Consider the following 21,673-nt stretch of genomic DNA (forward strand, 5'->3'; position numbering starts at 1 on the left):
ATAAATATTAAGCCAACCCATTATAACCAATATCAGGTAAAGTATAACAGTGAACCAGTCAATATCTTTATATATGTTAATCTTTCTTTGCACCATCTAACAGATTTGCTTTAAGAATATAGTTTTCATACCAGGTACGACTAACGCTTCCCTTTAAATATTTTTCTATCATGAAACTTGCAATTGGTGCGGCATATGTCGCACCATAACTACCATTTTCAACATAAACTGAAATGGCAATCTTTGGATCATCTTTCGGGGCAAAGGCAATGAATATACTGTGATCTTCTCCATGAGGGTTCTCAGCTGTACCTGTTTTACCACAAATTTCAAGACTGTCGACCCTGGCATTTCTTGCGGTACTGCCTTTATCTCCATGCACTACCCTGTACATCCCTTCAACGACCGGTTCAAAATGCTTTTGGTCCACATCGGAATACCTTTTAGCTTTGTATTTTGGCTCAATATCAGCTTCGCCCTGAATTTCTTTTACCAAATGCGGAATCATGTAATAACCTCGGTTGGCAATGACGGCAGAAAAGTTAGCCATTTGCAAAGGTGTAACAAGTATCTCTCCCTGACCAATGGCCATTGAAACTATATTAAGTGAGTTCCATGCACCCTTATAAAGGTTCTCAAAATATGAGGCTTCAGGGATTGAACCTTTAAGTTCAAAAGGAAAGTCGATATCAAGTTTTTTTCCGTAGCCAAAAGATCGTACTTTTTTCCGCCAGTTCGTATAATTTGTGCTTATACCTGCATCAGATGCATGGTCAAGAATATTGCGATACACATTGCAATAGTATGCATTACAACTATATTGGATAGATTCAATAAAATCTAATGGAGATGGGTGACCATGACATCCTACAGAAAAGTTTCCAACATGATAGCCATAGTTACATGAATACTCAGTATTCACATTAACAACACCTTCCTCCAGCCCAATTAAGGCATTTATAGGTTTAAATGTAGAACCTGGCGGATATTGCGCCTGAAGGGCCCTGTTAAAAAGTGGTTTTAGTGTATCATTCTGTAGTTTTCTGTAATTCTTCGTTCTTGGTCTTCCACTCAGCAAAGCCGGATCATATGAAGGTGCACTGACCATGCATAAAATTTCGCCAGTTGCAGGCTCAATTGCTACAATGCTTCCTTTTTTATTATGCATTAATTTTTCACCGTAGGCCTGGAGCTCCATATCTAAGGTAAGCGTTAGGTTTTTACCGGGAACTGCGTCCTTATCGAGTTCACCGTCATTATAGGTTCCTTTTATGCGGTTGTGTACATCTACCATATATACATTAACTCCTTTTTCTCCCCGGAGCTCTTTTTCATATGATCGTTCAATGCCACTTATGCCAATATAATCGCCGCTTTTGTAATATGAATTATTTTTTACAACCTGCTCATTTACTTCACCGACATAGCCAACTACATGGGCGGCTACTGAAGCAGGATATTCCCGCAGTGTACGTGTTTGCGTAAAAAACCCAGGGAATTTATACATTTTTTCCTGGAGTTCAGCATATGTTTTAGCTGAGACTTGCTTAAGAAAAATTGAGGGTTTGTAAACACTATATGCTTTTGCTTTGTTTAAGCGCTCTGCGGCAAACTCCTTCGATATATCTAAAATATCGCAAAGCTCAGTAGTATCAAATTCTTCAAGTTGTCTTGGGATAACCATTAAGTCGTATGCTGCTTCATTATACACCATTAGTTCTTTATCACGGTCATAAATCAGCCCCCGTACCGGATACTGTGTTACATACCTAAGCACATTCGAACTCGCAGATGTTTTATATTGATTGTCGACCACCTGTAATGAAAAGAGTTTGCCAATATAAATTATAACTATCAGTACCATAATACCGATAATTACGAAGGTTCGTGTATTTTTTAGTGTATTGGACATAATACTACTTTCTGAATACCAAATATTGACTAATCATAATGAGCAGTACTGAAAAAAATGTGCTTAAAACAACTCTCAGGAGAACATGGCCGGCTGCAGTAAAATGAAATGCCTCAATAAAAAAGAGTGCGAGGTGATGTATAAATGTTAGGAACAGGGTATATCTTAAAAACCAATTGAATCCATAATAATATACCCGTGGAAAAGAACCTGGTTCATAACCATCTCGTGGCTCCATATATCGCAGCACAAAAAGTCGTAAATATCCCATAAATGCTGTTGCAGCCGCATGCATTCCCGGTGTGTTAGCGAATAAGTCGATGGTAAGCCCCAGTAAAAAACCCATTAGGATAACAACCCAACCCGGCGTTTCGAAAGGCATTAGTAAAACAAACAGCACATAAAAATATGGGTTGATATATCCACTCAACTGAATATTATTGAGCACCAGGACTTGAATGAGTACCAGCAATAAAAACCTGACAATATTTCGGGAAAAGACTCTAATCATTGGGTTGTGTTTTTTTCTCGAGTTCCTCTATTTCCTCCCTCAACTTATTTTTAATCACATATACATGCGTAAGACTTTGCATTTCTATAAATAGCTCAACCTTAATGTGATAAAAATTACTGTTTTTATCTTTTTGTGCCTCTATAACTTCTCCCACGGGTATGCTCGCTGGAAAAATAGCGCTATAACCGCTCGTTTCAACCTTATCTCCCACATTCACAGTAATATGGTTTGGTATGTCGTCGAGCCAGCACACTTGCGGATCAGCCCCATCCCATTGCAACGACCCAAAATACTTTGTATTACTTAGCCTGGCTGAAAGACTAAAGTTAGGGTTTAAAAGCGATATTACCGTAGCATAATTTTTTGATGTATGTCGTACGACCCCGACAACACCGTTTGGTCCAACAACGCCCATAGATTCACCAACGCCATGTCGCCGGCCTTTATCAATAGTAAGGAAATTATTTTGTTTGTTTACGGAATTATTAAGAACCCTGGCTACCATGTAATGCCATTTTTGGAAATATACTGAATCATATATCTCCTTGTATGATACCTTATTGGATTTATACGATTTTTTTAACGTATTTAAAATATGTGCATTTTGTCTGGCTAATTCCTGATTGGCATCCCGAAGGTAAAAAAAATCTTCCAGATCATTTGTAAAACTATGTACTGCGCTTAGGGCTGTGCCTGATTTATTAAGAAAAGTAGATCTATGGTACTGATTATATTGAATAAGCAAAGAAAAGGCAATAAATTCAATAATCAGAAAGATAAAAAAATGGTGATTCCGTACAATGAAACGAATAAGATTATTCATCCATTTATAATTTTAGTTTTAGTGGCTGAGTTGCTCTCTGAAACTGAAAAGAACTCCCCATGATCGGTTAAATTGTTAGCCAGATGTTCTATTTAGCTCCATAAAAGAATGGCCTGGCTATTGAATTACCATAAACCTAACCCATAATCAGGCTACATTTTTTAATTTAGCGCATAAGAAACTGGAACATATCCACGTTTTTGAGGGCAATTCCGGTTCCTCTTGCAACTGCATGCAAGGGATCATCAGAAATCTGGAATGGAATTTTTGTTTTTTCCTCCAGACGACGTTCCAGCCCGCGTAATAAGGCTCCACCACCTGTTAACCAAATTCCTTTTTGGTATATATCAGCATACAATTCGGGAGGCGTATGCTCCAGTGTTGCTAAAATTGCAGCTTCCACTTTAGTTATTGATCTGTCCAGACAGTGTGCTATTTCCTGATATGATACAGGAATTTCCATTGGCAGGGCTGTCATTTGGTGTGGGCCGCGTACAATAAAATCTGGTGGTGGATCCTCCAGGTCTGGCAGGGCTGATCCAACTTTAAGTTTAATGTCCTCAGCGGTTTTCTCGCCAATTTTAATGTTATGCTGGTGGCGCATATATTCTTTAATATCCGCGGTAAAATCATCACCGGCAATACGAATTGATTTATTACTAACGATACCACCCAATGAAATGACGGCAATTTCGGTTGTACCACCACCAATGTCAACTACCATGTTTCCTTCGGGAGCTTCCACATCTATACCTATTCCGAGCATTGCGGCCATTGGTTCATAAATCATAAATACCTCACGTCCTCCGGCATGCTCAGATGAATCCCGCACTGCTCGCATTTCTACCTCAGTACTTCCAGATGGTATACAAATCACAATTCGAAGTGACGGAGACATTAATCTCGCTTTAGAATTAATCATTTTGATCATTCCCCGGATCATCTGTTCAGCTGCGTGAAAATCTGCTATAACGCCATCCCTTAGAGGACGTGTTGTACTGATGTTTTCGTGAGTCTTACCATGCATCTGCCTGGCTTTCTCTCCAATGGCTATCAGCTTTCCTGAGTTTTTATCCAGGGCAACAATAGATGGTTCGTCTACTACAATCTTATCATTGTGAATAATAATGGTGTTTGCAGTACCCAAATCAATGGCTATCTCCTGCGTTAAAAATGAAAACAAACCCATGTTATATATAATTTAATGCTTAAAATGTCTTTTTCCTGTAAAAACCATAGCCATTCCGGCTTTATTACAATATTCTATTGATTCTTTATCGCGAATACTTCCACCGGGTTGAATTACTGCTTTTACTCCTGCTTTATCTGCTATTTCAACAGAGTCAGAAAATGGGAAAAATGCATCGGAAGCCATAACCGCACCATTCAGGTCAAGTTTAAAGTTCCTGGCTTTTTCTATGGCCTGTTTCAATGCATCAACTCTGCTGGTTTGACCAACTCCACTGGCAGTTAATTGTTTGTTTTTTGCTAAAACAATGGCATTAGACTTTGTGTGTTTCACAATTTTATTTGCAAAAACAAGGTCTTGTGCCTCTGTGGATGTGGGACCCTTATCTGTGACAGTTTCAAAATCATTGATTCCTTCCATTGAAAGGTCCTTTTCCTGCCCCAAAACGCCATTAAGCAACGAGCGAAACTGTCTCTTGGGCAATTCCCTGTCCTTTCTTCGCAATATAATTCGTTTCTTATTTTGTTTTAATATTTCAAATGCCTCTGCCTGATAACCCGGAGCGATAACTACCTCGAAAAATAATCTATTTATTTTTAAGGCTGTCTCTTCGTCTACTTCGCGATTCGTAATCAAAATGCCTCCAAATGCTGATACGGGGTCTCCTGCTAAAGCGTCGGTCCATGCATCGACTAGCTTTTCTCTTGAGGCTATTCCACAAGCATTGTTGTGCTTCAAAATAGCAAAAGTAGTTTCATCAAACTCATCAATAAGATTAACGGCAGCATCTATATCAAGCAAATTATTGTGTGATATTTCTTTCCCGTTAAGCTGGTCGAACAAACTATTTAAATCGCCATAAAAGAAACCTTTTTGATGCGGATTTTCCCCATAACGCAGTTTTTTACTTTGAATGATACTTTGCTTAAATACATTTTCATTCTCTCCGGAGAGATAATTATATATGGTTGTATCATAATGAGATGAGATATTAAATGCCTGGGCAGCAAATATTTTGCGCTGAGCCTCGGTAATATCTCCGTTTTGTTCTTCCAAAATATCCTGAAGCAATGAATATTGATTGCGTGAACTTATCACAAGGGTATCGTTATAATTTTTTGCCGCAGCTCTTATGAGTGAAATTCCACCAATATCTATTTTCTCTATAATCTCCTGATGTGCTGCATTCTCTGCAAGGGTCTCTTCAAAGGGATAAAGATCTACAATCACTAAATCAATTTCAGGAATTGCATACTTCTGCATATCGGTCTTATCAGCATCATTGTCACGGCGAGCTAGTATCCCACCAAAAACTTTCGGGTGCAACGTTTTTACCCGGCCACCTAATATCGATGGATAATCTGTCAAATCCTCAACTGGCTGAACCTCACAACCAAGGTCGTTAATAAACTTTTGTGTACCTCCGGTCGAAATCAATTTTACGCCTAATTGGTCCAGTTTCCTAACTATAGGTTCGAGTCCATCTTTGTTAAATACTGAAATCAATGCTGAAGTGATTCTTTTTGTCCCCATGCGAAAAGCTTTATCGGTTAAAAATAAGCAAATTTACAATTTTGCATACAAAAATACATGAAAAAGCATTGAATGAAAGCATAAATTCAACGAGTTTACAAACTTTTATCAAATAGATTTAATAATCTGTCTGGAAAGAATATTTATGTCGGGGATTATTCAGTAATTTTACTGATTGGTTTAACACCCATAACTAAAACATCATCAATCTGTTCGTAATCATTTTTCCAGGTTAAAAAAGTCTTTTCAATTAACTCTTGCTGCTCATGCAATGGTTTATGTGCATTGCCAATTAAAACATTTCTAAAAGCCTTACTTTGAAACTTTTGCCCTTTCTTTCCCCCAAATTGATCCACATATCCATCGGTGAACATATAAATGATATCTTCAGGTTCTATTTTATAGGTTTGATCTGTAAAAGAACTCATTTTACGGTAATAACCAACGGGCATCTTATTTCCTTTCAATTCTATTAGCTCGTAGTTTTTACTGGCGCTGGGATTATACTTTGCAATATAGATCGAAATATGAGCTCCTGCGAACTCCAAAATATGGCTTTTTTTATCATAAATACACAATGACATCTCCAAACCGTCTTTTGATTCTCCGGGAAGTCCTTGTTGATGAAGTGAAGAAATAATCATGCTGCGCATTTCATTAAGAATTTGACTGGCATGCCGCACCTTTGGGTTACGAATGGTCTCATTCAGATAAGAGTTTCCTAACATGCTCATCATAGCACCGGGAACTCCATGGCCTGTGCAATCAGCAACTGTAAATATAACTTTATCCTCAAATTCTCCAGCCCAGTAAAAGTCGCCACTTACAACACTCAGGGGATGATAAAGAATAAAGTAATCGTCGAATAAATTTTGCAACAGAGATTTTCTGGGCAACAATGCTTGCTGAATTTTTTGAGCATATAACAGGCTATCGGTAATTTTATTATTGGTTTGCTCAAGCTTACGTTTCTGTAGCTGTAACTCATTGTTTTTATCACGAATGACTATAGCTTGTTTTTCGAGCACCTTATTGTTTTTGCGTTTTATGAGATTGGCTCTGAATAATGCAAATGCTAAAATTGCAAGTAGCACAAATGCAATGGCCAGTACTAAAAGAAAAATGGTTTTTCGTCTGTTCGACTTTTCTCTTTGCGATTTTTCCTGCTCCAACAGTGCAATTTCCTTGCGTTGTTTCTCGGTTTCATATAAGGTCTGAAGCTTGCTTATATTCTGGCTGTTCTTTTCGTTGAGAATTGAATCTTTATAGGTAGTAAAGTCTTTATAATGCCTCAAAGCCATTAAAGCCATGCCTGAATTCTCATAAAGCGTTGATAAGTATTTGTGTGCATCTCTGCTTGTGCTTTTTGCTCCGATATCTCTTGAAAGTTTCAGGGCTCTTTTTAAATAATGCAGGGCTTCCTCAAAACGATTAAGCTTCATGTAAGCCTTGCCAATATTTAAACTGCTAACGGCCACATAAAAATCATCACCAAGTGTTTGGTCTATTTCCATTGCTTTCTTGAAATAATCAATGGCCTTTTCAAACTTTTTTGTTTTTACATAAACCGAGCCTATACAGTCATAACTAATTGCGATACCCCTCTTGCTCTCAATCTGTTCGTTAAACTCCAACGATTTAAAATAATATCTTAAAGCTTCCTCCAGTTCTCCTTTCGTTTCAAGCAGTTCCCCAATGTTATTGTAGTTAATTGCCAGGCTTCGTAAGTTGTTTCTTTGTTTGGCCTGTTCCAGTGCCTGATTAAAGTATTCCATAGCCTGGTCATACTGCTTCATGAGGGCAAATACATTTCCAAGGCTGTTGCGGGCATACATTGTGCTCCTGAAATCTTTGTATTGCTCACCATACTTAAGTGCTTTTAAATGGTAGTTCACTGCACTGCTATAATCATCGAGTCGCCGGTATACAACACCTATATTATTATTTATTCGTGGTAGGTACTGTTTATATTTTAGCTCTTCTGCCAATCTTAGTGCATGAAAGTGGGCATTCAAGGCTTCTGTGTAATCAGCTTTTTTTCTGAGGTAGTATCCTTTCTCGTCGAGTGCCCAAATCATCCCGTGAATATATCCGATATTTTCGGCTGTTTCCAGTGTCTGTTCAATATATTGCAAAAACAAGGAGTCTTCATTATGATCTTCATAATGTTGCGCTATTTCGAATAATAGCTGTACTCGCGATGAATCTTTTGGGTAAGTATGAAGCTTTCGCAGCAAACTATCAGGGTTGGCAATTATAATTTTCACCCAAATAAGTGAAACTAAAAGAAAGCAAGCTTTAAAAAAATATGTCGACCTATTTCTCACAATAAAGGCATCCTGTTTAAGCATCTAAAATACAATAATAATGCAATATATTGAAAATATATACTTACAATAAAAACAATTGTTAGAAAAATAAAAAAAGCGGACACCATGCACTGATATCCGCCCAATTGTAAAAACCAAAAACTATTTATTTAATGTTATTTTATGCGGTTTTACCATGTTTTCAGGTGCCAATACCCTGTCCAATTCTTCTTTTGACAATAGCTTCTGTTCCAGCACCAGATCATATACGCTTCGATTTTCTTCGAGTGCTTTTTTAGCAAGTTTCGTGCAAATCTCATATCCTAAAACGGGATTTAATGCCGTTACAAGCCCAATACTGTTATGAACAAGATTCATACAATGCTCCTTATTGGCTGTAATTCCATCAATGCATCTATATTTCAGTACTTCCATGCCGTTTTTAAGCATCTCAATGTTTTCAAAAAGACTTTGAACAATAATTGGCTCCATCACATTTAGCTCAAGCTGCCCTGCCTCAGAAGCAAGGTTAACGGTTAAATCGTTACCAATAACTTTAAATGCGATTTGGTTTACGACTTCTGGTATTACCGGATTTACTTTACCTGGCATTATTGATGAGCCGGGCTGCATTGGTGGCAAATTAATCTCATTAAAGCCGGTACGGGGACCTGATGACAGCAGTCTAAGATCGTTACTTATTTTGCTTAATTTAACAGCCAGACGTTTTACTGCAGAAGAATACATAATAAATGCACCTGTATCTTGTGTGGCCTCAACTAAATTCTTAGCCAGCTTAATATCCAGGCCGGTGATATCGCGAAGGTGATTTACGCATTTCTCGCTATAATCAGGATCAGCATTTATACCTGTTCCAATAGCAGTTGCGCCCATATTGACCTCAAGGAATAAATCTGCGTTATTTTCCAAACGCTCAACTTCCTCCTCAAGCATAGTAGCATAAGCTTCAAACTCCTGCCCGAGTGTCATTGGCACTGCGTCCTGAAGTTGAGTCCGCCCCATTTTAATAACATTGGCGAAATCCTGCCCTTTTTTGCGAAATGAATCAACAAGATCTTTTAAAACTTCTACAAACTTGATATTGGAATACAACAGCGCTATTTTAATGGCTGTAGGGTAAGCATCATTAGTCGATTGTGACAGGTTCACATGATTATTTGGGTGACAATATTCGTATGCACCTTTTTTGTGTCCCATGATTTCGAGGGCACGATTGGCAATTACCTCATTGGCATTCATATTAGTAGATGTACCGGCACCGCCCTGAATCATATCAACCACAAAATGCCGGTGATACTTCCCTTTCATTATTTCGTCACAAGCCTGTATCATAGCATCGGTTACATCGTCTTCTAATAAACCCAGGTCGTGATTTGCTTTTGCAGCTGCCATCTTCACAATGCCCAGACTACTAATCAGTGTTGGGAAAAACTGCAAAGAAACACCCGAAATATTGAAGTTTTCAAGGGCCCGAAGCGTTTGTATTCCATAATAAACATGATCAGGTACATCACGGTCGCCCAGCAGGTCATGTTCGTGCCTTGTAGAACCTGAAGCGTATTGTGCTCCTGCATTTATAAGTTGCGCATTGGCCTGATGCATGCGACGTGTAATTACTTTGGCCAGGTTGGCATATATTTTTGAGGTAATGCCATTATGCTTTTCTGTGAGATGCTCCAGATCAGCTTTCTCTATGCTGTATCCAACCACATCGGTGATTGCTCTTGCATTTGTACTGTGGGGAGAATGATCAAGCAATGAACCTTCACCCATAAAATCATACGCTCCGAAATATGCAAGTCGTTTTTCAGCCCCGTATGTTGTTTTGCTAAACAGTTCAACCTCGCCCTCTGCAATAAAATAAATCGCTTCTCTGTGACAATGCTGTTTAAACAAATATGTACCTTGACTAAAAATTTTGCGCTTAACATGCCCTGCAACAATCTGAATCTCATCATTATTAAGCCCTTTAAACAAGCTAACCTGCCTTATGAAAGCTGTAAGTTCATTTTTTGTCATAATTCTATAATTTATTGCCGAAAGGCGTATGAAACAATTTTATAAGTAGTTAAAGAAATTAAAATTCAAGTAGCAAATGGTATACAAATCTCTATCAATTATTGGTTTTTTCTGAGCATATTTATCTGTTTTACAGCATTAAAAAAGAGGGAACGCCCTTAGCACTCCCTCTTATTCAGAATTGAGATCATATTTTAATTATTGATTCACCATCATTGGCATTAGCAACATCAATAAGTCTTCGTTTTCGTCCTCTTTTTCTACAGGCAGAAAAAGAGCAGCTCTTGAAGGATCAGAGAGTTCTATAAATATATCAGGTGATGATATATTTGCTACTATTTCAATCATGAAGAGCGCCTTAAAACCAATCTCCATCTCCTGACCTTCATACTCACATTTCAAACGCTCGAAAGCAGACATTGAGAAGTCGAGGTCTTGCGCCGAAACTTTGAGTTCGTTTGGTGCAACACTCAATTTCACAAGGTTAGAAGCCGGATTGGCATAACCCGAAACCATTTTAAGTTTATTGTGCAAATCCAACCGGTCGACTGTCATTTTATACGGATTATCTTTTGGAATAACCGCTTCGTAATTTGGATATTTACCTTCTACCAACCGACAAACCTGTAAAAAGTTGCCAAACTCAATAATGGCATTTTGCTGGTCAAATGTTACTTTCACTTCGGTTTCGTCGTTGGGAAGCAAATTCTTTAACATTTGAGCTGGTTTCTGCGGTAAAATAAATGATGCTTCCTGGTCGGCTTTCACATCTAATCGGCGGTACCTAACCATTTTATGGGCATCTGAGGCAACGGCTGTAAGGTAATCAGGAGAAAAAGCAAATAGAATTCCGTTCATGACTGGCCTCAAATCATCTTCTGCTGTGGCAAAGATGGTTTTATTAATGGCAGAAAGCAGAGCTTCGGATTTCAAAGTAATTTCTGTTTTTTGGGCGTCGTCTATCTCCTGGTGTTTAGGATAATCTTCTCCCTTTTGTTCAACCTTTGTGAACTTACCGCTTTCGCTCAAAATATCTACTGAAAGTGATTCAGTATTGATATTGAATGTCAAAGGCTGTTCCGAAGTATCTTTTAATTTTAAAAGACGGCGTGCGTCTACAGCAATAACACCTTCACCTTCTGCATTGTCCACTTCCATAGAAGTCACAAGTGTTGTTTCCAGGTCGGAGGCTGTTATTGTTAGCACATTGCCTTTTAGTTCAAACAAAAAGTTATCTAAAATAGGCAGTGTGTTCTTGCTACTAATCACTTTAGCAATAGCTTGTAAATGATTTAGTAAATCTGTACTCGATACTACAAAATTCATTATACTTTCTTTTTTATTTCCTCAAAATTAAGAAAAACTTTTCAGAATTATGGTTTAAAGTCGCTAAGTTCCTTAAACATGGTGGCAAAAACATGTGTTTGTACCAGTACCCATGTGTTTTGGTTAATTATACCATTAAGTTGGCTCACGGTAAAAATATCATTATCAGCTACATTTTGACTAATATTTTTATTTCGATGTAAGCTCAACTCAACATTTTCGTCATTTTTCAATTTCACATTAAAACGATAAAAAAATGAACTATTGAACACTGAATCTACTTGTCTGGGGCTTTTACCCAGTACGAAGTGACTGTGGTATTTATGCTCAAACTCTTTAACAAACCTCCTAACAGCCAGGGTATCAAAAACTTTAGCCTTCATATCCTCTCCGTAAAGCTCATATTCATTGCGACCTTTCACTTTTATTTTAAAGGACTCATCTGGCTTATCCCCGATTCTAACACCTATTTCATCAATCTGGGACTGATCATAATAAAAAATCCTTGTCGATCTCCACGAAATCGGGTTAGTGGTAAATCTGCTTGACAAATACCCCCGAAACCCCGGTATTTCTATTACAAAAGGCCTATTCGAACCTTCCAGAAGGGCATATGTTCCCAGTTGATTCTGTGTAACTCCCCCAATATATATGGTTTTCATCAAATCATCATCGCTATAAACTTCAACTTTAACTGATTTTGTGGCCAGGCTTTTGAGTATGTTTTCCTCAGCAGCTTTGGCCACGGGAGTTTTAATCCGCATCCTGTGCAAGGTTTTTAAAAGAAGTTGAACATTATTTTTCTTTGCAAGAAACTCCTCATTCACATACCATTTCCCTTGTTCTGATTCGGTAAGCTCAACAATGTTATTTTCTTTATCGACCATAAAAATACGGTCTATTTTAGCAGTATCCTCTATATTAAAATCCCGCAATTCACGAATAGTTGCCTGCTTACCAATTTTAAGCATATCGAACAATCTGGAGGTGCCATAAGGAGCTACCTGGGCAGCTACTACTAATCCAACCAGTACTATAATAACAAGGATTTGTATAATGTATTTTTTCATGCTATTAATATTTGTATTTGAAAGTATAGTAAAAATCTGATAATCTGGATATAGCGATTTTTGGGTTTTTTGAATGACACATAAAACCCCTTACCCATAAAAAATGAGAAATACTTTTAAGGAAAGAAAAAACAGCTAAGAATATAAAAGTTTCATGCGCATGCTCCCTCCCAGTCAAAACTGAAAATGGCAATATTCGTTTGTGCTTAGCTGTGAAAGCAATTTCATATTCGGGGTTTCTACTTGCTCGTAGCAAAAGATATTTCAACCTCCAGAAAAAATCGCCCTTAATGTTCTTAACGAACCTTGCAAAGGTATTAATCATTTTCGTTTGTGTCAAGTTTTTTGTCATGGGTATTTCATATGTTTATAAATTTGATTTTAGTGGTCATTACCTGTCCCGATGACTAATCGGGATGGAGCTCGCCATGATGAATAAAATTCACTCCATACAAGGGTTTGCAGTTTTATTATAATCATGCTCGTGTGTGTCATTTTTTTGTCATGGCTCGGTTCATCTGTTTATAATTTTAATCTTTTAATGACGAGCATAATATATTTACTGGCTGCTTTTTTGGGTATATTTTGCTCTCCTTAAGAAATAAAATACAAAAGCTAATATAAGCATAACTACAATAGGTAAGCCAATATTTAAGGCTCGCCAGAACGTTTTCTCATTTCTGAGCTTTTGCCTGTCTAGTAAGCGTAATTCAAATTTTCGGCCACGTAAAGTTACAAGTTCATTATCATCAGTCAGGTAATTTACAGCATTAAGTAAAAATGGTTTGTTCCCGCTAAAATTTATATCCTCAAACCATTTGTCTGATCCTAAAGGTAAAGATTGCTGGTCACCATTTCGTGTAATTACCGGATTTTTGGCCACATCACCATCAGAAACCAGGATCATTTTAGTTTTTTTACTTTTCTCTTTAAAATCGAAAAATGAGTTTTGTGTAAAATCATCCACCAATCTGTTTTTGAAAGCTGATTGGAAGTTACCTTCGAGTAATACTGCCACATTTTGTGGTCCTGATCTGAATCTCTGCGGATCAGGTTTTTCATTTATTATACTCAGGTCGATTAAAGCCGGTGAACTTACTACGCGGGAATATTGTGATGTTTTTAGTAATATTTGCTTTTTCACATTTGGGTTTCTTCCAACAGTATCTAATGGATTTGTAAATTCAGTTTTAATTGGTCCGATATTAGTTGTTATCGGATGTATCGGCCTTGGTGCTATTACAGGAAAGTAGACCCACGGTGTTGGAGTAAATTGTGGTTCTGCACCCATTGCAGCTGTATTTACAGGAATTGGAGCAGACCGTAAATCCTGAATTATCCCGGTATTAATTCTCACCCCATAGCTAAATAACATGTCATTTAAATTAAGCTGCCGCTGAATTGGAATTGCCTGAGTTGTACTTTTTCTTGCAAGGCTATCCATATGTACATCATTATAATCGACAAGCCACAGCACTTTACCACCATGCATTATGTATTGATCGATAATAAACTTATCTTTCTCAGAAAACGTGGTTCTGGGTTTAGCAATAACTATTGCATCATATTTTAAGCGCATTGAGTCACGTAAAGCATAGATATACTCATCGGGATCCACAAGTTTTACCGAATACATATCTGAAAGCTCTCGCGCTAAAGATATGCTTTGGCTACGCTCTAATTCTCCATGTCCGGTTATAAAGGCTATTGTGGCTGGAAAAACACTTGTTACTTCTCTTATTTTATTTAGAAAATTATATTCGAGTTTCTCCTGAGCATCATTTATCAAACTCTCTACCGCAGTACGTCCACTACCTTTACTTTCGATAAAATTTAATACTACCTCTTCCTGTCGATACATAATAACTGCGCCAGGAAAAAGGTATTTAGTTTTGTATCCATCTTTATCTTCTACCCTAATGGTGCGTGGATTTAATCCTTTATCGACGAGTTGCCTTGCAATTTCATTTCTGGTTTTCTGATCTTCGCTTTCTGCGGGGTTGATAAACTCATATTGTATGTTTGATCCAGCATAAGCTCTGAATTCTTCCATTGTTTCCAGAACCGAACGCCTTAACTCTTCAAATGCAGCCGGCAGGTCTCCATCGAGGTATACTTTTACATATACTATATCATCGAGGTCCTGAAGCGCCTTTTTTGTACTCTCATTTATTGAGTAACGATTATCTGTAGTGAGATCGATACGGAAAAACACTCTTGAAGAGACAAACCCAATGAGTAATACGGTGAGTATGCTCAGCAAAAGTTGTATAATATGATTTCTTTTTAATCGACTACGTTTCATTGTGTATAATTTTTTCGTTTACCACTTTCGGCTTTGCAAAACTGTGCGTGTGAATAATAAAAAAATGGTAATAACTGCCAGAAAATATATGATATCGCGACTATCGATTACACCTCTGCTGATTGAGCTGTAATGTTCATTGATTCCAAGGTTTTTAATATAAAATGCTAGCTGATCGGCGGAGCTTAATTGAGCCAGTGAATCAAAACCAACATAAAATACAAAGGATAAACTCACAGCAATTAGAAAAGAAATAATCTGATTATCGCTTAATGAAGAAGCAAATACGCCAATAGCGACATAAATGCTGGCCAGAAACAGCAAACCAATGTAAGCTCCCCAGGTACCACCAAGATCCAAATTTCCAACCGGGTCGCCAAGCTGCCAGATAGAATAAAAATATATAAAAGTGGGAATTAATGAAATGATTACAATTCCTGTTCCAGCCAAATATTTTGCCAGCACGATTTGCATATCGGATAACGGCCGCGTAAGCAATAAATCAATTGTGCCTGTTTTCTTTTCCTCACTAAACAAACGCATGGTCACTGCAGGTACTAAAAACAAAAATACCCATGGTGCCATAATAAATAAAGCATCTAGATTAGCGTAACCTGAATCGACAACATTTATTGTTCCGGGAAAGACCCACATAAATAAACTGTTAATCAATAAAAAAATGATTACGACAATATAACCAGTAAGGGAGGTGAAAAAACTGCTAAGTTCTTTCCTGAAGAGTGTCCACATTAGCTTAATTTTTTAATAGAAATGCAAAAATAGTGCTTTTAAAAAAAATTCAAGTGAAAAGGGAAGATTTCCACAACTTTGTTTTACAAAAGACTATTTATCAGTAAAATAATACTGACAAGGTGATAGCTCTTAAGATTATATAAGGGCAAAAATATTGTTGGTTGTAATTAATCGCCACCAGCCGGTAAATAAAACTTAAATATACTGCCCTCTCCTGGTTCACTTTCCACCCAAATTTCTCCACCGTGTCTTGATATGAACTCATTGCACAAAATGAGTCCTAAACCCGTACCTTTTTCATCTGAAGTGCCTATTGTGGATGGATTAACATCAAGTTTAAACAAACGGTTGGCATCTTTCTTGGCTATGCCTACCCCTGTATCAGTGATAGACACGTAGAGTTTTTGATTTCGCTCTTCGTAGTTTATATCTATTATCCCATTCTCTTCGGTAAACTTAATAGCGTTTGATATCAAATTACGCATCACAGTACTAATCATATTTACATCGAAATGCCAATAAGCAGAATGCTCCGGATAACTGATTTTAATGTTTTTTTGCCTGGCATTTCCATTCAGTAAGTCTACATTGTCTTCAACAACATCTTTTAAATTATACAGGTTCTTTGCAAGTTTTAACTTTCCGGTTTGGCTTCTGGCCCATTGCAAAAGGTTCTCGAGCAAAGCATAGGCATTGCTTGAAAATTTATATATCTGCTCAATAAAAACTTTTAACCGCTCCTTTTCAAAAGAGTCAAAATCGTCTAATAGCAACTCAGATAAGCCAATTACTGTACTAAAAGGATTCTTTAGGTCATGACCGATTATAGAAAAAAACTTATCTTTTGTATTGTTTAAGCTTACAAGTTCTTTCTTTTGATTTTCCAGCTCATCACGCTCTCTTATTATTTCATTTTTTTGCTTCTGTATGTCTAGTGTGCGCTTTGTAAGACGCTCCTCCAATATGTTGTTATCGCGCAGGCGTTTTACAAAACCCTTAAGCAATGAACGCGCGAGTAAAGGCTCTCCTTCAAGGGCATCGCTAAAGGCTTCATAACTTAATTCATAAAGTTCAGAAGGAATTATTGCTGTTACACTTGCACTTCTCGTCTCCTCATCAATAAGTGAATATTCACCAAAAAAATCATTTTCATCGAAATTGGAGAAAATATACTCGCCATCGTGCACTTGTAAACTACCCTTAATTACAATATAAAGCGCACGCATTCTATCTCCCTTATGGAAGATAGACTCTCCCTGCTCAATTTTTATATGTTTTAGGTTCCGGGCAATCTTCTCAAGAATTGCAGCCGGAGCATCTATGAATAAAGATACGTTTCTAAGAAACTTAACTTTATCATCCAATGCATGCGCTGATTTTCGAATCATACAACTAAAAAATCCTAATTATAAACTTGCAAAATAACAATTTATAACTTCACCTCAAAGTTTTAAGCCATTTTTAAAAGGCAGGAATGTCATAAAATCTGAGTGATGGACAATATAGGCTTCAGTGCTGCGCTTTACCATATCACCCTCTCCGGCATGCGTTGCAATAATATGATTAACTTCCGGCGGCAACCCCACCTCTTCTGCCAGTGCAACACCGCTAAAGGGGTGGCGAAGATACTTGCCATATGTACCCTGCACGGCATTTCCATTGTCATCAAGCACATATTCAAGCAACTTCCCAACATCGCACAGAATAGCTCCTGAAATTAGTACATCCATATTTACAGGTAGCTCGTCTTTAAAAAACTGGTTAACTTTCAAACCACTTTCGCGCGAGATATGCACCACAGCACGCTTATGATCCATAAAGGTTACCTTTAAATCGGGACCGACCAGGAGTGTAAAAGGTATGCGATTCAGGTCTTCTCCATTCAAAACACTTCTTTGAAGGGCTATTTCCCATACCCGCATAGTTTTTTCACGAAGATCACTATCCTGGATCCATTCCAGTTCCTCGCCCCATAATTTTAAGACTTCTTCTTTCATCTGATTAAAATTTTTAGTTTTCTGAAAATGAAGAAACTATCCGCCATTTGGCGGACTTCACATTCAGAAACTCACATGTTTATGATTTTGATTTTATTTCGATATGCACTGTGTTTTTATATTTTTTGACCAAATATTCCCGGTTGTTTTATTCAAAACAGGAAATTCAAATACATTCATTGCTTAAAAGTAGTAAAATTTGCATATCTCTACAAGTGAAATCTTGTAATTAGAGCGTATTTATATTAATCGCTTAGAACAATAGTCTCAATACTATCGATCATACTCTTATAATCAAATTTTCTTGCCATTTCCCGGGCATTTTTCGATAATTTTTTGTGTAAAGCTGTATCCTGAGATATTTCATGGATTACCTCTGTGATTTTATCCATCTTTTTCACACTGATTTTATAACCATTGTAGCCGTCTTCAACTAATTCACTAATCCCTCCATGCGGTGGAACAATAGCCGGGATGCCATAATTCATGGCTTCCAGCACTGTCAATCCAAATGATTCAAGCCATTTATCAGGGTGACTTAAATTAATAACCAGCGAGGCCTTCGAATAGAAGGGATGTACATCAACCTGTGCGGGGTAGAGCGACATGTTTTCAGGAAACCGGTCATTCTTAAAGTACGCATTGAGATCTTCTTCAGAGGCACTCACGACCAAATCAAAATGGACATTAGACAAACGTGCTGCCAGTTGGATAAATTCTTTTATTCCTTTATACTTTTTAAGCGAACATAGCATTAATACTGTAAACTCGTCTGTTTCGCCCCGGGATTTTATATTGTCGGTAAAATCTGGTGACAATGCATTATAAATTACGTGCGGGTCGGTTTGCTTTACCGGATCTTTTTGCTTTAGATATTTAGATACATAAATCACATCAGAGGCTGACTTATCAAGTATTCTGAATAAAAATCGCTTTAATCTTTTAGGTTTCACAGAGGTTTCGTGTAGATGGTAAATAACCTTTTTACCTGTGAGCTTGCCCGCGAGTGCGGCCGCAAAAGGCCATAGTGTATTTACATAAAAAATTACGTCTTTGCGCCAATAGCGTAAAAAAATAAAAAATAGAAAAAATTGATTGAAGAAAAAGCGAAAAAAGTTGATATACCTCGTGGCTGTCCAACGGTAATGAAAATAATGATGTTTAACGCCCTCCAGATTGCTTAAAAAACCTTTCGCATTTTTGCCCGATGTAAATAAATCTATTTGATGCCCCCGGGCACTTAATCCGTTAATGACTTCTGACAATACCAATGGCGCTCCACTGTAATCGTTATACAGGTGGACACATACTATTCGCTTTTTTGTCTTATTTTCCATCAAACTTTAATCTTGGCGCAAATGCTACGCTTAATCTATTTCCATTAATTAGGCATGCAAATATAATCGCTTTATAGTACGAATCTAATTTAACATCATATTTGTGATAGAAAAGTAACATAGCAATATTAAAATTGTAAAAAAACCTATGAAAGTGTCTCATTACAAACAAGATCAAAATTATAAAGAATTTAAGGTTTTACTTCTAAGGGTGCTGCACATAAAAGACTGACATAATCGACAACTTCATCAGAAGCTAATATTTCGCCGGAATGACCTCGTCGCAAAATACTAAAGCTCACCTTTTCATTTTTCATCTTACCATAGGCCATGAGTGCTGAGATTGGGCCATATCCACATACACTGACATTGTATTTTCTAACGCGTTCAATCACCTCAGCCTCATCAAGATTCTTAATGGCCTCCAGAATATAATCATCCTTTTCTCTCCCTTTTTCGGCTCTTTCGAAATGGTTAAAGTCAGATGATGCAATTACCAGGAGCTTTTGCCCTGAATCCTTTTCATACCTGTAAAGTTTTTCTGCCACATTTCTAATATTTTGCAGCTTTGGGTTGCGTATAGTAATAACTGCAATTTTGTTTAAATCAGGTCGGTAGTGGCTGAGGTAAGGCAGCATAACCTCTGCTGCATGCTCCTCATACTGTGCATCAGATGAGACGTCAAACAAACCACTGTTTAGCAAATCCTTATCTGTTTGAAAATCAGCTCCGGGTATTTCCCATTGATCATGACCATCAATCGAAACCTCAGGCCCCAGGCCTCTGTGACTGGGCGATAGGATTACAACACTGTCAAATACCTGATGAATGGTATAGTGAAAAAAATGCACAGCCTGGTAACCACTAAACATATACCCGGCATGTGGCACCACACCGCCGAATACATTCAGTTTTGCATCGACAATATGTCTCAGGTTGTTGGCCTCTTTCTTTTCAATATATTCAATGAGCTTTCTGGTTTCAATATGACTTGAAGGATAGAACTTACCAGAAAATTGCGCATATCTTGTAGTCATAGTTAAATGATTATAGGGAGTTCATAATGGCAATTTAAACAATATTTTTCAGAAAGTGCAACAGTTTTTGTACTATACCCACTCCTGCTTATAACAAGCTCCCCACACTCAGGGCAATAAGTTGATGCATCTGCATGCACATTACCGGGATATACAAACTGCAATTTCTCCCTGGCTGCTGCAACATAATCATTTATCAGTGTCAATTCGGTCGCAGGTTGGCTATATTTATATTGCGGGTAGTAACGACTTATATGGAAGGGGATATTGGGTCTGAGATTTTCGACAATCCATTTCAACATAGCGCGGTACTCATCAAAATTATCGTTAGCATTTGTAACTACTAAATGTGTGACTTCAAGGTGACGACCAGCATTATTTATTTGCTTTAAGGCATCCAGAACAGGCGAAAGCCGGCCACCGGCAAATTTTTTATAAAACTCGTTATTAAAACCTTTCAGGTCAATATTAAATGCATCAATAACTTCAATTAACTTCTCAAGGGGTGCATGATTAATGTAGCCATTGCTAACAACAACAGTTGGAATTTTATGTGATTTGGCCAATTTGGCAACATCAATCATAAAATCATAATTGATCATGGGTTCGTTATATGTAAATGCAATACCGGCTTTTGGACCTTTCTCAAGGGCAATATCTACCACCTCCTGAGGACTTAAATACTCAGCTCTGGCAAGCATTTGATGTTGAATTTGCGAAATTTGGTGGTTCTGACAAAAACTACAATTAAAGTTACACCCCAGGCCGCCAACAGATAAAATCTGAGCTCCCGGATAAAAATGGTATAGTGGTTTTTTTTCAACAGGATCAATTGCCAGGGAGCTAATTTTGCCATAACCCATATCAAAAAGCCTGTTATCGCGAGCCTGGCGAACATTACAAAGTCCCCATTGCCGATCTTTCAATTTACAATTATGAGGGCAAAGTTGACATTCAACCCTGCCGGCCCTGGCTGTATAAAAACTGGCTTCTTTCATTACTCAAACCTTTCACTTCTAAAACGGTAAAATTTTAGTTGGTCATTGTCTACCATTTGGAGTCTGGCTTTTTTCTTTACAATATCAATTTGCTTTTCTATGGTATCAACACTTTCTAAAGCAGGTAATAACACGCCTTTTCGGAACCCGTCAGATATTATTAATCCATATACAGCCGGATCGAGCTGATCCGGGGTTACCTCCTCAAAGGGCGATAGAACATCAACCGATACTTTAATTTCGGATAATTCTTCAGCTGCGACAGGCCGAAATCTGGGATCTGTTGAAGATGCTGATATCGCGTTTTGCACAATTTCCTCAAAAAGGGTCTTAAATCTGGGTTCAATTGTCCCAATGCAGCCTCGCAGGTCGCCGTTCTCAAGATGCAATGAAACAAAGCATCCTCTCTGTAGTAACAATCTTTCATCAACATCTTCAGGTTTTTTCAGGCGAACGCCATCTACCACAAACTTTCTGACTGCTTGCTCTGCTTTTAATACGTATATGTGTTTTTTCTCCATCTCATCATC

The 21,673-nt window shown here is 37.6% G+C and carries 17 protein-coding genes and 1 pseudogene; all 18 read right to left on the reverse strand.

Annotated features, from left to right (window positions below):
* Window positions 1-76: 76 nt before the first annotated feature.
* The 18 genes and pseudogenes from mrdA to amrA all read right to left on the reverse strand — a co-directional run bounded on the left by mrdA (window position 77) and on the right by amrA (window position 21,664).
* Window positions 77-1,912, reverse strand: coding sequence for a penicillin-binding protein 2 (gene mrdA / locus VJ937_RS01335; protein ID WP_324065119.1), 1,836 nt, complete (start codon window positions 1,910-1,912; stop codon window positions 77-79).
* Between the two features lie 4 nt (window positions 1,913-1,916).
* Window positions 1,917-2,423, reverse strand: a complete 507-nt coding sequence (gene mreD / locus VJ937_RS01340; protein ID WP_324065120.1) for a rod shape-determining protein MreD — start codon at window positions 2,421-2,423, stop codon at window positions 1,917-1,919.
* Window positions 2,416-3,249: a rod shape-determining protein MreC gene (mreC, locus tag VJ937_RS01345; RefSeq protein ID WP_324065121.1), complete on the reverse strand. Its 834-nt coding sequence runs from the start codon at window positions 3,247-3,249 to the stop codon at window positions 2,416-2,418. The genes mreD and mreC overlap by 8 nt, the downstream gene beginning before the upstream one ends.
* 166 nt (window positions 3,250-3,415) lie before the next feature.
* The gene (locus VJ937_RS01350) at window positions 3,416-4,438 is read right to left on the reverse strand and encodes a rod shape-determining protein (RefSeq protein WP_324065122.1); all 1,023 of its coding nucleotides are present in this window, start codon (window positions 4,436-4,438) and stop codon (window positions 3,416-3,418) included.
* Window positions 4,439-4,450: 12 nt separating this feature from the next.
* On the reverse strand, window positions 4,451-5,971 hold the full coding sequence (purH, locus tag VJ937_RS01355; RefSeq protein ID WP_324065123.1) for a bifunctional phosphoribosylaminoimidazolecarboxamide formyltransferase/IMP cyclohydrolase: 1,521 nt from the start codon (window positions 5,969-5,971) through the stop codon (window positions 4,451-4,453).
* 155 nt (window positions 5,972-6,126) lie between these two features.
* On the reverse strand, window positions 6,127-8,238 hold the full coding sequence (locus VJ937_RS01360; RefSeq protein ID WP_324065124.1) for a tetratricopeptide repeat protein: 2,112 nt from the start codon (window positions 8,236-8,238) through the stop codon (window positions 6,127-6,129).
* A 204-nt stretch (window positions 8,239-8,442) separates the two neighbouring features.
* Entirely contained in the window at window positions 8,443-9,903 is a 1,461-nt protein-coding gene (aspA, locus tag VJ937_RS01365) for an aspartate ammonia-lyase (RefSeq protein ID WP_324065140.1), read from the reverse strand.
* Window positions 9,904-9,969: 66 nt separating this feature from the next.
* Window positions 9,970-10,320 (reverse strand): annotated as a pseudogene (locus tag VJ937_RS01370) (cyclic nucleotide-binding domain-containing protein); the annotation flags it as partial.
* A gap of 198 nt (window positions 10,321-10,518) precedes the next feature.
* Entirely contained in the window at window positions 10,519-11,646 is a 1,128-nt protein-coding gene (dnaN, locus tag VJ937_RS01375) for a DNA polymerase III subunit beta (RefSeq protein WP_057953661.1), read from the reverse strand.
* Window positions 11,647-11,693: 47 nt separating this feature from the next.
* Window positions 11,694-12,716 (reverse strand): DUF4340 domain-containing protein, encoded by a 1,023-nt coding sequence (locus VJ937_RS01380; RefSeq protein ID WP_324065125.1) that lies wholly within the window; start codon window positions 12,714-12,716, stop codon window positions 11,694-11,696.
* A 559-nt stretch (window positions 12,717-13,275) separates the two neighbouring features.
* The gene (gene gldG, locus VJ937_RS01385) at window positions 13,276-15,021 is read right to left on the reverse strand and encodes a gliding motility-associated ABC transporter substrate-binding protein GldG (RefSeq protein WP_324065126.1); all 1,746 of its coding nucleotides are present in this window, start codon (window positions 15,019-15,021) and stop codon (window positions 13,276-13,278) included.
* Window positions 15,022-15,039: 18 nt separating this feature from the next.
* Window positions 15,040-15,771, reverse strand: a complete 732-nt coding sequence (gene gldF, locus VJ937_RS01390; protein ID WP_324065127.1) for a gliding motility-associated ABC transporter permease subunit GldF — start codon at window positions 15,769-15,771, stop codon at window positions 15,040-15,042.
* Between the two features lie 170 nt (window positions 15,772-15,941).
* Window positions 15,942-17,162: an ATP-binding protein gene (locus VJ937_RS01395; protein ID WP_324065128.1), complete on the reverse strand. Its 1,221-nt coding sequence runs from the start codon at window positions 17,160-17,162 to the stop codon at window positions 15,942-15,944.
* Between the two features lie 54 nt (window positions 17,163-17,216).
* Complete coding sequence (locus tag VJ937_RS01400) at window positions 17,217-17,771, reverse strand: HDIG domain-containing metalloprotein (RefSeq protein ID WP_324065129.1); 555 nt, start codon at window positions 17,769-17,771, stop codon at window positions 17,217-17,219.
* A 245-nt stretch (window positions 17,772-18,016) separates the two neighbouring features.
* A complete protein-coding gene (locus tag VJ937_RS01405; RefSeq protein WP_324065130.1) occupies window positions 18,017-19,108 on the reverse strand; it encodes a glycosyltransferase family 4 protein in 1,092 nt (363 codons plus the stop codon).
* Window positions 19,109-19,299: 191 nt separating this feature from the next.
* Entirely contained in the window at window positions 19,300-20,145 is an 846-nt protein-coding gene (gene amrB / locus VJ937_RS01410) for an AmmeMemoRadiSam system protein B (protein ID WP_324065131.1), read from the reverse strand.
* A gap of 2 nt (window positions 20,146-20,147) precedes the next feature.
* Window positions 20,148-21,143 carry an AmmeMemoRadiSam system radical SAM enzyme gene (gene amrS / locus VJ937_RS01415; RefSeq protein ID WP_324065132.1) on the reverse strand — a complete coding sequence of 332 codons (996 nt, stop codon included), beginning with the start codon at window positions 21,141-21,143 and terminating at the stop codon, window positions 20,148-20,150.
* Entirely contained in the window at window positions 21,143-21,664 is a 522-nt protein-coding gene (gene amrA / locus VJ937_RS01420; protein WP_324065133.1) for an AmmeMemoRadiSam system protein A, read from the reverse strand. Before amrA ends, amrS begins: the two co-directional genes overlap by 1 nt.
* Window positions 21,665-21,673: the final 9 nt, after the last annotated feature.

This window comes from Salinivirga sp. (genome assembly GCF_035268865.1).
GTDB lineage: Bacteria > Bacteroidota > Bacteroidia > Bacteroidales > Salinivirgaceae > Salinivirga.

What these genes read in the sequence shown, in the direction of transcription:
- mrdA (WP_324065119.1), bottom strand. Translation starts at nt 1,912, where the DNA reads ATGTCCAATACACTAAAAAATACACGAACCTTCGTAATTATCGGTATT.
- mreD (WP_324065120.1), bottom strand. Translation starts at nt 2,423, where the DNA reads ATGATTAGAGTCTTTTCCCGAAATATTGTCAGGTTTTTATTGCTGGTA.
- mreC (WP_324065121.1), bottom strand. Translation starts at nt 3,249, where the DNA reads ATGAATAATCTTATTCGTTTCATTGTACGGAATCACCATTTTTTTATC.
- VJ937_RS01350 (WP_324065122.1), bottom strand. Translation starts at nt 4,438, where the DNA reads ATGGGTTTGTTTTCATTTTTAACGCAGGAGATAGCCATTGATTTGGGT.
- purH (WP_324065123.1), bottom strand. Translation starts at nt 5,971, where the DNA reads ATGGGGACAAAAAGAATCACTTCAGCATTGATTTCAGTATTTAACAAA.
- aspA (WP_324065140.1), bottom strand. Translation starts at nt 9,903, where the DNA reads ATGCATCAGGCCAATGCGCAACTTATAAATGCAGGAGCACAATACGCT.
- dnaN (WP_057953661.1), bottom strand. Translation starts at nt 11,646, where the DNA reads ATGAATTTTGTAGTATCGAGTACAGATTTACTAAATCATTTACAAGCT.
- VJ937_RS01380 (WP_324065125.1), bottom strand. Translation starts at nt 12,716, where the DNA reads ATGAAAAAATACATTATACAAATCCTTGTTATTATAGTACTGGTTGGA.
- gldG (WP_324065126.1), bottom strand. Translation starts at nt 15,021, where the DNA reads ATGAAACGTAGTCGATTAAAAAGAAATCATATTATACAACTTTTGCTG.
- gldF (WP_324065127.1), bottom strand. Translation starts at nt 15,771, where the DNA reads ATGTGGACACTCTTCAGGAAAGAACTTAGCAGTTTTTTCACCTCCCTT.
- VJ937_RS01395 (WP_324065128.1), bottom strand. Translation starts at nt 17,162, where the DNA reads ATGATTCGAAAATCAGCGCATGCATTGGATGATAAAGTTAAGTTTCTT.
- VJ937_RS01400 (WP_324065129.1), bottom strand. Translation starts at nt 17,771, where the DNA reads ATGAAAGAAGAAGTCTTAAAATTATGGGGCGAGGAACTGGAATGGATC.
- VJ937_RS01405 (WP_324065130.1), bottom strand. Translation starts at nt 19,108, where the DNA reads ATGGAAAATAAGACAAAAAAGCGAATAGTATGTGTCCACCTGTATAAC.
- amrB (WP_324065131.1), bottom strand. Translation starts at nt 20,145, where the DNA reads ATGACTACAAGATATGCGCAATTTTCTGGTAAGTTCTATCCTTCAAGT.
- amrS (WP_324065132.1), bottom strand. Translation starts at nt 21,143, where the DNA reads ATGAAAGAAGCCAGTTTTTATACAGCCAGGGCCGGCAGGGTTGAATGT.
- amrA (WP_324065133.1), bottom strand. Translation starts at nt 21,664, where the DNA reads ATGGAGAAAAAACACATATACGTATTAAAAGCAGAGCAAGCAGTCAGA.